Consider the following 12,989-nt stretch of genomic DNA (forward strand, 5'->3'; position numbering starts at 1 on the left):
TCCTCATGTATGCTTCCTATTCAATTGCAGCCGTTCAACTTCTTCTTCCGTAATGGTACGTGTACCATATCGGGCTTCCTCGTAAAGCTCGATCAAGGATTGTGGAATACGATCCTTCCTTCCGTCCCATTCCTTAAGATCGCTTTCGGTTTCCCGCGGTGTTAGCGATGCTTTCCAATGATAGCCTTCCCTGATACTTCGGGAAAGTATCATCCGATACATTTGGCGAATTTTCTCATTCAGATGCTCTGATCCTTCTCCTGCTCGAAACTTTCCGCCGATACGCATACCGGACAACAGCCGTTTTAGTCGTTTGGATGCCGGGTCATGTTCAATATTCTCCACTTCATCCTCATAACCTAGTGAGGGCTGAACGTTCTGTCTGTTCATCATCCTGTTCATCCATGCAGAGAATCTTCGGTACAGCTTAGGCAGTACTTTGCCAAACCTGAACAGAACATACAAAATCCCGATCCCGATAGCGGTGAACACGCCATAGATCAGCACTTGCTCCAATACCTTCATCCATGGGCTCGGCGGCTTGGTTTCTTCATCGAGGAATGGCATTTCGGGCGGAGGCTCCGACATCGAAGGCGGCTCCGGGGCCTGCTCCGCTCCGGAGCCGAACCATCCGGAGATCCATGCAGCGATCCCCCGCGCCATATCAGAGACCCATTGCTGCAGCTGCGGAAGAAAAGCGACCACCGCAACCAGAAGCAACAATACGATGATAAACCAGCGATTGTAGCGCAGAACTCGCCGTTCCAATATGGGTTGATCATTGCCTGGCAGTGTCTCATCCAACACCAACTGTCGATTGACAATCAACAGGGTCAGTCCTAAAGCCGCTGCCCCCATCCAGGTCAGAGATGATATGCCACCCTGGAATGAATCCATGAAACTTAGCATAAAACTGCTGACCCCGTACAGAATCAAACCTATTAAGAAATAAGTCCCCGGAAACATCAAATTCCAGCTTCCCTGCTCCATTCGGCTTCCGCGATAACTGGCAATAAATATCAGAGGGATGAAATAAATAAGAGTCAAATCAACGCCTATGAAAGCGATGGATACCGTAATGGAAACCAGGCTAGCCCATAAGGTTGCCTTAAACTGACGATCCAGATTAAACCATCGCGCACCTGTATAGCCAAGTAAGTACCCGCCTAATACTAGGACTGGCCATACCCAGTGGTACGATTCAGGCAGCAGATAGAACGCCGGAATAAAGAGAACCGGAAAATAGAGCACACATTCCACGAATCCCTGCAAGAAAGCCTTTATAAACCCAGTGCCTCGAGAGGTCATGCAGACACCTCCTTTGCAGGAGACGGCACATCATCGAGAGGAAATACCTGAATCGTGTGCCCATGGTCCCGAAATCGCTGAAACATCTCTTCCAGCCTCGGGCTGACATAAGTGCTCAGAATGAGGATATCTCTCGCCTCTTCATGCCGGGACAGTTCATGGACCAAATAATCATGAAAAGAAGCCTTTCGCGTCAGCTCCAGTCTCGCCAGCATTTCGAAGATCAGTTGCTGCTGCGTCATGCCGCCTGCAACGGGGACGAATGCTTCATCGGTTGAATCCTCGCCAAGCGTTCCGTTCGTCCCCATTCCGATCTCCATTCCCTGTGACAATAGATGAGCTGTAATGCCAGCCGCCAGGCGGATGCCATACTCGATCGGCTCCGGCCGCGTCGCTTTGCTCCACATCTGCTCATGATCCTCTATATTCAGATAAATCAAGAGTCGGCTGTCAGCTGTGGTATCCCGCCTGTGGACCTGTAGGGTGCCTGTCCGAGCGGTCGCTTTCCATTGAATATCCTTCAGCGGATCGCCGTCGCGATATTCGCGCACGCCCGATATCAGGAAAGGATCCTCCAAGATCCATCTTCGGACCAGCATTTCGCCCATCCAAGTCTGGACCGGGAGGGCCATGTCCGACACATCCATCGGCATCGGATACACGATAATGCCACCGGACAACGTCTTACTCTCCACAATCGACTCCATTCCGACCAGATCCCCCGTCGTCATTGATACTGTGCCCAGCTTATACAGGCCTCTGCGCTTAGCGGTAATCCGATGTCTGCGAAGGATCTTGGTCCAAGGCAGAAGACTGAAGAAGCTCTTGTGATTCTGATTGAATTGCCCCTCACTGATATCCAGGTTCAATTGATTATCAAATGCCAGACCCGAGCGGAATTGGGATTCCACCCTTAACCAGGGTACAGGCAACGCTTTGCGGTTCTCAATGATTTCGATCAATTCCACGGAATCTCCCTCATAGCAAGTCGACACCTTGAAGGAGCGGCTGTAGTTCAACCTTTTCAAGGCCATCCGTTTGAAAAGCTTGCCCTGCACGACGACGACCACAGCGGCGATGAACAATATCCAGTAGGCTCCCATAGCTATTCGCCCCCTACGACGATATGCCTTCTTCAGTCGGTACGGAAACCTGCTGCAGCAACCGTTCGATCACTTCTTCCGCCGCTGCAGCACCGCCGCGGCTGTGGAGCGTCCCGCGAAGCTTCAACCGATGCGCCCATGTCGGGACAGCCAAATCCTTCACATCATCAGGGGTAACAAACTCCCTGCCCTTCAGGATTGCTTGTACCTGCACAGCCTTCAATAAGGCTTGGCAGCCCCTTGGGCTTACCCCGGAGGCAACCGCTTCATCCCGTCTCGATTGCTCGGAAAGCGCAACGATATAAGATAACATCTCGTCACTGACATGTACTTTGCTGACGATATGTCTGGCTTGTACAATCCGCTCAGATGTTGCAATTGCCATTAGTGACTCCAAGGGTTGATCCTCTTTAAATCGCTTCAGAATATTCACGCTCTCCTCCGAAGTAGGGTATCCCATATTCAGTTTGAACAGAAAGCGGTCCAGCTGTGCCTCCGGCAGCGGAAACGTTCCTTGCTGTTCTAGCGGATTCTGCGTCGCGATGACCAGAAACGGTTCTTCCAACTGATGGGTTACCCCGTCAATGCTGATCTGGCGTTCCTCCATGCACTCCAATAGACTGGACTGCGTACGGGGTGTCGCCCGGTTAATTTCATCGGCTAGAAGGATATTCGTGAACAAAGGACCCGGACGAAATTCAAACGTCGTGGATTGTTGATTATAGAAGTAAATGCCGCTCAGATCCGACGGCAGCAAATCCGGCGTAAACTGCACCCTCTTAAACGTGCAATCTATCGATTTCGAGATGGATTTAGCCAGCAATGTCTTACCTGTACCTGGCACATCTTCCAGCAGAACATGACCTGAAGTAACCATGGCAATAAACAGTCTGTCAATCAGCTGCTCTTTACCTACCATAACTTTGGAAACGTTTGCTCGAATGTCATCGGCAAGACGGCGAACGCCATGATAATCTATAGTAATTGTAACCACTCCTTATGTAGTTTAACTTTACAACAAAGTTCGTCATGACATCCCATAATTCCTGTTATTCGGGACAAAATAAGACCGATTGCATAATAGACCGGCTTCTCCTTCTGTTACCATGAAAATATATCCCGATCCCCTGTGCTTCCGATACGCCAAGAAGCTGTCCAAGGACAGCTTCCGAGAATGCACCCTATTGACGTATGAAGTGATATTTTTAAGATCTGATTATTCTGCCGTCCTTTCTTCATGGGAAGCTGAATCCGTCCCGCTCTCAGGGATCAATAGTTTAGTCAGCTCCGCCTCAGCCTGCTCGCGGCTATCGATCCGGATATCGATATAATGCTTAACCTCAGGCGGTCGGGTATAATACGGCTCCAGAGAGGCATTCCATAGCTTATAGTCCGGATGCCCACGGAAGCCGATCAGGTGATCCTTAATGCCGCTCCAGCGAACGAGGAATATATATTCATCCCGGTTCTCCACGCACTTGTTAAGCTCATGGCTTACATATCCCTTTTTCGATAACAGAACGCCGGAAGCTTCACGAAAAGCACTTTCAAACTCGCTTGCCAGCCCTGGCTTGATATAAAGTATCGCTGATTCCAGTATCATATCGCATCCCCCTCTTCGATATCCTTCCGTTCAACGGTAAACCGTAACGCTTGTATATGGCAGCGTCATACTAGGAAAACAAGTAGGTGCAGTCAAGTATATGCTGATATAATGAGAAGCATGAATATACTTATAAGGATGAGACAAACATGGCATTCGGCATCTCGAGACAGGAACTGCTGCAATGGAAGCAGAAGGTCGCACAAGGAGACATCGCTTTTTTGACCCATTATTGGTATGACAAGCGGTTTCCGGAGTTCCATACCGTAACCAAAGTAGGCTGCTCGAACATCCAGCGCCTTGAGGACTGGTGTGTATCCAACGGACTTAATCCGGAATATATCCATTATCGCCTACCTTACCCGCACTTTGATCTGATCGGTCCCAAGCAAACCGAATTACTGCAAAAGTATAGGCTCGAAGAGCATATCACCCGATTCGGTCTGTAAATGCCGATCGGCGTACTATTTAACAAAACCCGCCTTGATCCACCGGCCGTTCTCGCTCATGCCGTGCCTGATCAGGCGGGTTTTTTAGAATGCTTATCTACGGAATCATATCGTCGTTTTCTAATGATTCGGGTCTATTTCTATAACATCAAGTAACAGCCCCGCTAGTCATCTTCTTTAGCGTCTTGTTGATCCAGATCGCGGCAGTCGCACCCTCACCCATCGCCACGGTGGTTAATTCGGAATGGACGCCCAGATCACCAGCGGTCCAGAGCAACTCGACACTCGTCATTTTGGACCTTGGATCGGTCTTGACATGACGATTGTGCTCCAGCTCTGCCCCCAACTGCTCGGCCAATTCGGAATAGATCATATTCCCGCCAAAAGATATGAACCCCCGCTCTGCGGACACAATGCTCCCATCCTCCAACACGACGGCCGATAGAATGCCGCCCTCCTCATGAATTTCCGACACCTTTTTCTCTATATATGGAATCCCGAGCTCAGCCAATTGGGACATATGCTCGGAAGAAGCTGGCTCCCCCTCATGATTGATGTAGATGATATCCTTGGTCCGCTCCGATAGCAGCACGGCCATACTGGCACCGGGATCCCCCGATCCCATCACGACGGTCTTTCGATCCTGAATTTCATAACCATCGCAATCGGGGCATACAAAAACGGATGTGCCCAGCGTGGGCATCAGGCCTGGCAGCTTGGGAAAGCGGTCCATCACGCCTGTTGCGAGCAGCAAGGTCTTGGCCCTGTACTGAACTCCATCTTTACCGGTTAACACAAAATATTGAGCTTCATCACGCCCCGCCTTCCGGATATCATCGGCAGCAAACTTTACACCGACAGATTCCGCCTGCTGACGTCCGCGCCGCCTGAGCTCTTCACCAGGGACCCCATCCGGCCATCCGAGGATGTTGCGGTAGCTCTTACATATGGTGGACCGCCCCGTTCCCCGGTCGATCACCAGGACATCGTAGGCAGAATACCGCCCCAGCTGTATAGCCGCCTGCAGACCTGCAATTCCGCCGCCAATGATTATGCAATCTTTCACTTCGCTATCCAACATGTAGGTTTATCCACTCATTTCTATATCGAATTAAGAGCAAGAACTCTTTGCTTCAAGATATACTTCAAGAAGAGAGGTACACCCTAAATAATTAACCAATCTGCCGTGATTTACTCCCTGAAAAATCAAATAGACCCCGGCACAAAGCGCCGAGGTCCAAACCAATGAATCACAGGAGGAGCTGTCCGGCTAATGCACCGGCAATCACAACGAGCCACGGAGGACTCTTCCAGAACATCAGCATCCCGAACAGACCCGCTCCGATCACAAATTCAAGCGGACTATGAATGGAGGATGTCCATATCGGGTGATACAAAGCGGCCAGCAGAATCCCGACCACTGCCGCATTCATGCCTGTCAGCATGCCTTGCAGTTTAGGGTTTCTACGGATGCTGTTCCAGAACGGCATTGCCCCTACGATGAGCAGAAATCCAGGCAAAAAGATAGCGAGTGTAGCAACGATACCTCCAGGAATCCCCTGGATCAAGACCCCGAGGTAAGCGGCAAAAGTAAACAACGGACCGGGTACAGCCTGTGTCGCTCCGTAACCCGTTAGGAAATCCTCTTTAGACATCCATCCGTTCAGCACCGTCTCACTCTCCAGCAGCGGGAGAACGACGTGCCCTCCGCCGAATACAAGCGATCCAGCTCGGTAGAAGCCGTCCACAATGGCTACCCAACCATTATCGGTCAGCCCTTTAAGGATCGGCAGACCCACTAATAATACTACAAACATGCCCAAACAAAAGAGTCCGGCTCTCCGTCCGATCGGCATCTTGATCTCGGGTGCAGCCTCCTCGTTTGCTTGACGCTTGAACAACCACAGTCCCGATATGCCGGCCAGCGCGATGACCGTCACTTGAGAAACGGGACTCTGCCACAGCAGAACGACTGCCATGGCTATTAACGCTATGGCCGACCGTATGGGACCTGAGGCCAGCTTTCCTGCCATCCCAAGTACCGCTTGCGCTACGATGGCCACTGCGACAATTTTCAGCCCTTGAATCCAGCCTGCCGAGCCGGGATCGAAAGTTTGCATCAAATAGGCGAAGATCATGAGCATGAGCACGGATGGTAACGTGAAGCCGAGCCAGGCGACGATACCGCCCCATAATCCCGCTCGCATCATCCCAACACCAATACCTACTTGGCTGCTAGCCGGTCCGGGAAGAAATTGGGCGAGGGCCACCAGATCCGCATAGCTTTTTTCGTCAAGCCATTGTTTGCGCCGCACATAAGTCTGGTGGAAGTATCCAAGATGTGCGATCGGTCCGCCAAATGAAGTGAGTCCCAACTGTAGAGCGGTCCACCAGGTTTCGCCGAGGGCACGCCACCTGCCAGAGGGCTGCCTATTGCCGACTTGAGCTTGTACTTGTTTTTTCTCTGTCTCCGGTTTCAAAATCCATCGCTCCCCATATGCTTGATTGAAATGAAACGGTTAATTCGTGCATCCCAAGGTATAAAGAACATCATCAAATTTCAGATTATAACAAATACTCATTATCAATCTACCCATTTATGTAAACGCTATGTAAAATCTATATAGGATCTTGAATGCTACGATCTGAAGAATGTCTCGTTCGAAATTAACGAATGAGCCAAAGTTCGGTCATCAACCGAGCTTTGGCTCATTTTTGTTCGATGCTTCGTTACAATCCAAAAAAGCATCCTTTTTGATATTTTGTTTCGTAATGTTTTGGTTTTGCAGAAAAGTGGATATAGACTCGACCATGGACTTCGGACCTGCAACAAAGTATTTGCCTTGGTCCTTTTGTCGAGTGATAAACTTAATCATCTCCCGCTCTAGCTGAGGTGGAAAGATCGAGCTTTACACCCGGCATTCTGCCAATGAAATGGATTCGGCTTGGAGGGTGTCTCAAAAGATCTTAGATCTTGCGAGATGCCCTTCTTGCTGTTTGATCCATTATTGAGAGCACCATGTTGTGACCTCTGATATCACTCATTATGATTTTTGTTAGTTATTGGAGACTAGTCTATACAGCAGGGATGTTTGATGAATATGCTCTTTATACCTGGGATTCAACAAGAGGGGTGGATTTCAATGACAATTGGAAAAATGAAGGATCAGTGGGGAATGTTACAGAATCATATCTTGCGTCCACATTTGCCTGAAACTCGATGGATGACAGGTTCAAGGATCTTACGGATGCTGAAAACATATTCATCCGTCTTCATAAAACCCAATCTCGGAAGTGGCGGCAACGGAATCATCCGTGTCAATGAATTGAGTAGGGGATATGAAGTTCGCTGCGGCCCAAGTCGGAAGATTGTTGGAGTTCACTCTGTCTTAAAAGTAATTGATTCATATCGGAATTCAAAGCGTCGGTATTTGGTGCAGAAAGGCCTGCGAATGGCGGAGTACCGTGGGGAAATCTTTGATATCCGTGTATACCTGCAGAAGCCAGAGGACAAATGGATCATTTCGGGTATGGTCGCCCGTGTAGCTGCACCTCATAAATTTGTGACCAACTATCATCAAGGAGGGCATGCAGAACCATTGCAAGAGGTTCTCTTAAAGCTCTTTCAGAATAACCAAACCAAAGTGGACGCCTGTTCTCGTAAAATAAAACAACTATCCATTACCATTGCCGAGACGGTTAATAAATGGAAATTGACTCGTGAATTGGGGGTTGATCTTGCCATAGACAAGAATGGCTACATTTGGATCCTTGAAGCTAATCCATATCCCGGCCATAGGTTGTTTACTCAACTCTCCGATAACACAATGTACAGAACCATTATAGAAAACAAACGGCGCATGGCAAAAAAAATACCATGATTGCAGAAGCTTTTATTACAGATGGAGAATATTGGAAGGAATCCCCAACCTCCCAGGAATTGAAGAGCTTCCTGAACGACAGCAGTGGTGGATTCCGCGCTTCCGCTTTCAGCAAGCCCTATTTACTCACAGGTATTCATCGTTGTCATGATGACCTCTATCGGTATTAAGCCTCAGGCTTCGCCTCGTTCGGTACGGAGAGATAACCTGGCTTCGCTGCACCAAAGCCGAAGATGAACAACACCACAACAATGGCAGACAAAACCGCCAGGGGCACCTTCCACCCTCCTGTCGTATCATGCAGGAACCCGATCAGCATCGGACCGACGGCAGCCAATAAATAACCCAGTGACTGAGCCATTCCAGATAACGCGGCAGCTTCTTGAGCCGTTTTGGTACGCAGGGTGAAGAACATCAGGGATAAACTGAAATTGGCCCCGCCTGAAATACCTACCAGCATCACCCATAGCAGATTCAATGAAGACATGCCGGAAAATAAGCCTGCATATCCGGTCAGCATGGATAATGCAGAGATCGTCACCAGCAAACGCTGATTGGGATTCCGGCCAGCCAGAACAGGAATAATGAAAGAAAATGGCAAGCTGACAAATTGGAGAATCGAGAGCATCCATCCCGCCGCACTATAATCCATGCCTTGGCTTCTCAGAATCTCGGGCAGCCATGAGACGTTCACGTAGAACGTAAACGATTGAAGTCCCATAAATAAAGTAATGTACCAAGCAAGCGGTGACCTCAGCACACTCTGTTGTTTGGTAGAAGTCGAACTGACCTCAGCTGTTTTTCCGGAACTGCGGCGCTGGATGATCCACACGATCAGAGCTAAGACGGACAATGAACCCCAAATGAGCAGGGACCCTTGCCAACCAAGCCCTGCTTGGGTAGCCAGCGGAATGCTAATCCCGGATGCGATCGCGGCGAGCAGGTTCATCGAGGCAGAGTACGTGCCCGTCATCAATCCGATATGCCGCGGGAAATCCCGCTTGACCAGACTTGGAAGCAGCACGTTCCCTACGGCTATGGCCATTCCAAGAAATGCGGTACCTATTAACAGTGTATACGGTGATGATATCGAGCGTATGCCGATTCCGAATGTCAGCACCACCATACTCAGCAAAAGGGTATTCTCCAGTCCCCATTTTTTGGCCATGGCCGGTGCCATCGGCGATAATAGAGCAAAAGCCAACAGCGGCAGCGTCGTCAGCATACCCGCCAATGTACTCGAAATTCCTATATCCTCTCGAATGATCCCGATCAGCGGACCCACCGAAGTAATCGCCGCTCTCAAGTTAATAGCAATAAGGATGATACCTGCAAAAATCATCCATGTGCGCCCTGCGGAATTTGTGTTTTGATCTATTAATGTTCTTGATGTCATGACATGGACTCCTTACTTTCATGCGATATGTAAAAATAAACTTATCCGAGTTTATCACAAACCCGGGCATTAGGCCATAGCCTCGGGAGGCTATCATGGCAGCTTTTAGGGCTGTTGTGTCGCCTATTCAGCGTTGTACATTAGCCTGTAGACGCACAGATAGAGCCCTGCACAAGCGGGCTCCAAGCATACACGGATAATTTTTGGACATCACGAATGAATTCATTATACCGTTTCTGTATTTCCTCGGATGCGTATTGACGGAACTGCTCGAAGATTCCCATGCACCGCAGCATCCCGTTATCACTTTTGATTCTGATCGAGTACTCGAGACTATCCAAGATATAGGATAACCCGCGATTATACTGTTTAGCATTCAAATAGTATATCCCTAGTTCGGCGAGGAGGCGAGTGTATTGGTTTAATGTGACGTGCACATTAATGTTGCTGATTTGGTTTTTCTGAGGTTTGTAGGTGAGATATATTTTAAAACGTTCAAGTATATAATCCACATTGAGCCGATGTCGATTTGCTGCGAGCACAATATGACACAGTGCCACAAAAATTTCATCTTCTCTTGATTCGATGTATTTCACATAATCAAGCAAAACGTTATAGTCTCCCGCCAGTATGGAATGCAAGTATCGGTTGGCTTCAGCCCATTCACTAAACTGCTTTATGACTCTACATTCATCTTCGGTAGGGTCAATAATCCAATCAGGACTTTCGTAAAAGCCCGTATAGGACAAAGCTTGTTCATAATCTCCACGTTCACTATAACTATTTTCTCGAGCTAAATATGAATACAAGATATAAAAAACTAATGGATGATTACCTGAGTACTCAATTTTTTGATTCTGATATCTAGTCATGGCTTTAGATTCCATTTTTACAGCTAAATAATCCACTTTATCCCACTGACCCAATGAACCGCTGACATTTATTAACTCTACATATGCTGCAAGTTGATATTCTTCATCCAACCGTTCAATGTACGGCTCAAATAACACAACGGCCTGCCAATTAGATTCTTGATTCTCACTTAATCTTTGTAAAAAAAGTCGGTAGTGACAAAGGGCGAGCCTTTCAGAGTGTTGGAACTTTTCACTTTCAGCAACACATTCATACAAAGCTGCCGCTGCATTGTATTTTTTTTCGTTATAAAACGATTCTGCCAATTCAAATAACATCGGTGCGTAAGTAATGTTTTCCATTGCCATTCGTGCAGCTAAATGTAAACAATCCAATTTATCCAACTCTGCACAGCGTTCAAGAAAAGCACCTATCCGCCTCCAGTCAGGGGTAGCATGAAATATACATTCAAAAATATATTTATCGTAAAAGTGACCTTCCTTAAATCCAATACAGGAGGTGATCTGATCCAGTTGATTCATTGACATTGGACGGTTTCCATTAAGTATGCCGCTTAAAGTTCCACTGTTTATTTTTGATATTTTCGCAAACTGATTTATTGTCAAGCCATGTTCTTGCAAATATCTAGCTATTTCTCCGCGAATCGTGGCTGTCGTCTCCAAGTAACAACCCCCCAGAAAAATCTATTAACTAGCATTTCTCTTTACACTTGAGGGCTCCAAGCGTACACAGATAATTTCTGAACATCACCAATCAAATCATTATACCGTTTCTTTGTTTCCTCTGATGCGTATTGGCGGAACTGCTCGAAGATCCCCATGCACCGCAACATCCCTCTGTCGCTTTTGATTCTTATCGAATACTCCAAACTATCTATAATAAATGTTAAACCACGATCAAATTTTTTGGAGTTCAAATAGTATATCCCTAGCTCGGTAAGGAGACGAGCATATCGGTTCATCGTAACTTGTTCACTTATCTTGCCGAGACGGCTTCGTTGTGGTTTATATGCCTGATACTCTTTAAACTTCTCCAGAATATGATCTATGTTAAAGCGATGTCGATTTGCTGCTACGACAATATTACATAAGGCAGTAAAAATCTCATCTGTTCTGGCTTCAACATAGTTTACATATTCAGATAGAACGTCAGAGTCTCCAGACATTAACCTGTATAAGTATCGATTCGCTCTTGCCCATTCTTTAAACTGATTGATTATTTTTTTTTCCTGATCAGAAGGTGCCTTTATCCAATCCGGGTCTTCATACATAGACAGATAACTTAATGCTTCCTCAAAATTTCCTGCTTCACGACGGACATTCGCTTGTATTAGAAATGAATAGAGTATGTAAAAGATTATGGGCTTTTCCTGTCCATCACTCATAATCGCGATTTTACAATTGTTCTTATATTGTAATCTAGCTTTATGACCCATTTTTCTAGCCAGCACTTCAATTGTGTCCCACCGCTGAAAAGAAATATTCACATTAATAAGTTTTCTATAAGCGTCTAATTGATATTCATCATCTAATCTATCAATATAATGCTCAAAAGATACTGCCAGCTTTAGATTAGCTTCCACATTGTCACTTAACTCCATTACAAAGAGCCGATATTGGCATAATGCAAGCCTTTCTGAATGCTGGAACTTTTCACTTTCAGCCACGCATTCATACAATAATGCCGCTGCTTTATACTTTTCCCTATTGAATAATTCCTCCGCCATTTCAAAAAGCATCGGCGCGTAATTGAGGTTCTCCATCGTCATTCGTGCTGCTCTATGCAAGCAATCCAGTTTACCTAGCTCCGCACATCGCCCCAGAAAAGGTCCGAGCCTACGCCAGTCGGGAGTCGTATGGAAAATGCTCTCCGTTATATAAAGTTCATAGAATTGTCCATCTTCCAGCCCCATACCTTCGGTAATCCGGTCTAGCTGGTGCATAGACATGGGACGATTGCCATTTATGATATTACTGAGTGTTCCGCTATTGACACCCGATATCTTTGCAAATTGGTTAATCGTCATACGATGATCCTGCAAATATCTAACTATTTCTCCGCGAATCGTGGCTGTCGTCTCCAAGTAACAACACCCCCAGATGAAAACCCAAATATTAGTATAATAAATATTTAATTACATGCTATTATTTTGTAGAACTGAGGTCAATAGTGAACGCAGAAATGCATTCAAATTATTTATATGAAAAAGGTGGACCATGAATAATCACTGGTGCCACCTTTTTCATATAAATTCTTCTAGTTGTAAATTACGTTTCTTGTCCTGTGCCATGTCCACTAAATATCCTAACTTGTGTATCTTGATGTAAACTTGTGTCAGCTTCATGTGTGGTATCTGAATTGTTAAATATCCATATA

The 12,989-nt window shown here is 46.8% G+C and carries 11 protein-coding genes; 2 read left to right on the plus strand and 9 right to left on the minus strand.

What is annotated here, in order from left to right; translation table 11 throughout:
* Positions 1-3 precede the first annotated feature (3 nt).
* The 4 genes from MKY48_RS20870 to MKY48_RS20885 all read right to left on the minus strand — a co-directional run bounded on the left by MKY48_RS20870 (position 4) and on the right by MKY48_RS20885 (position 4,014).
* Positions 4-1,308, minus strand: coding sequence for a DUF4129 domain-containing protein (locus tag MKY48_RS20870; protein ID WP_339290713.1), 1,305 nt, complete (start codon positions 1,306-1,308; stop codon positions 4-6).
* Positions 1,305-2,411: a DUF58 domain-containing protein gene (locus MKY48_RS20875; protein ID WP_076322068.1), complete on the minus strand. Its 1,107-nt coding sequence runs from the start codon at positions 2,409-2,411 to the stop codon at positions 1,305-1,307. The genes MKY48_RS20870 and MKY48_RS20875 overlap by 4 nt, the downstream gene beginning before the upstream one ends.
* A gap of 13 nt (positions 2,412-2,424) precedes the next feature.
* Positions 2,425-3,405, minus strand: coding sequence for a MoxR family ATPase (locus tag MKY48_RS20880; protein WP_339290715.1), 981 nt, complete (start codon positions 3,403-3,405; stop codon positions 2,425-2,427).
* A 222-nt stretch (positions 3,406-3,627) separates the two neighbouring features.
* The gene (locus MKY48_RS20885) at positions 3,628-4,014 is read right to left on the minus strand and encodes an antibiotic biosynthesis monooxygenase (protein ID WP_339290716.1); all 387 of its coding nucleotides are present in this window, start codon (positions 4,012-4,014) and stop codon (positions 3,628-3,630) included.
* Positions 4,015-4,163: 149 nt separating this feature from the next.
* Between MKY48_RS20885 and MKY48_RS20890 the strand changes: the two genes are divergently transcribed.
* Positions 4,164-4,463, plus strand: coding sequence for a hypothetical protein (locus MKY48_RS20890; protein ID WP_339290718.1), 300 nt, complete (start codon positions 4,164-4,166; stop codon positions 4,461-4,463).
* Between the two features lie 148 nt (positions 4,464-4,611).
* Here the strand turns inward: MKY48_RS20890 and MKY48_RS20895 are convergent, their stop codons facing one another.
* Complete coding sequence (locus MKY48_RS20895) at positions 4,612-5,544, minus strand: NAD(P)/FAD-dependent oxidoreductase (RefSeq protein WP_339290719.1); 933 nt, start codon at positions 5,542-5,544, stop codon at positions 4,612-4,614.
* Between the two features lie 169 nt (positions 5,545-5,713).
* Positions 5,714-6,943: a chromate transporter gene (locus tag MKY48_RS20900; RefSeq protein WP_339290720.1), complete on the minus strand. Its 1,230-nt coding sequence runs from the start codon at positions 6,941-6,943 to the stop codon at positions 5,714-5,716.
* Between the two features lie 663 nt (positions 6,944-7,606).
* On the opposite strand from MKY48_RS20900, the gene MKY48_RS20905 reads away from it, so the two are divergent.
* Positions 7,607-8,344 carry a YheC/YheD family protein gene (locus tag MKY48_RS20905; protein WP_339290722.1) on the plus strand — a complete coding sequence of 246 codons (738 nt, stop codon included), beginning with the start codon at positions 7,607-7,609 and terminating at the stop codon, positions 8,342-8,344.
* A gap of 166 nt (positions 8,345-8,510) precedes the next feature.
* Here the strand turns inward: MKY48_RS20905 and MKY48_RS20910 are convergent, their stop codons facing one another.
* From MKY48_RS20910 to MKY48_RS20920, 3 genes are all read right to left on the minus strand, one after another.
* Complete coding sequence (locus MKY48_RS20910) at positions 8,511-9,740, minus strand: MFS transporter (RefSeq protein ID WP_339290724.1); 1,230 nt, start codon at positions 9,738-9,740, stop codon at positions 8,511-8,513.
* 140 nt (positions 9,741-9,880) lie between these two features.
* A complete protein-coding gene (locus MKY48_RS20915) occupies positions 9,881-11,275 on the minus strand; it encodes a helix-turn-helix transcriptional regulator (RefSeq protein ID WP_339290726.1) in 1,395 nt (464 codons plus the stop codon).
* 41 nt (positions 11,276-11,316) lie between these two features.
* Complete coding sequence (locus tag MKY48_RS20920; RefSeq protein ID WP_339290727.1) at positions 11,317-12,696, minus strand: helix-turn-helix transcriptional regulator; 1,380 nt, start codon at positions 12,694-12,696, stop codon at positions 11,317-11,319.
* Positions 12,697-12,989: the final 293 nt, after the last annotated feature.

It is taken from the genome of Paenibacillus sp. FSL W8-0187 (assembly GCF_037969755.1).
In the GTDB taxonomy this organism is placed as follows: domain Bacteria; phylum Bacillota; class Bacilli; order Paenibacillales; family Paenibacillaceae; genus Paenibacillus_AQ.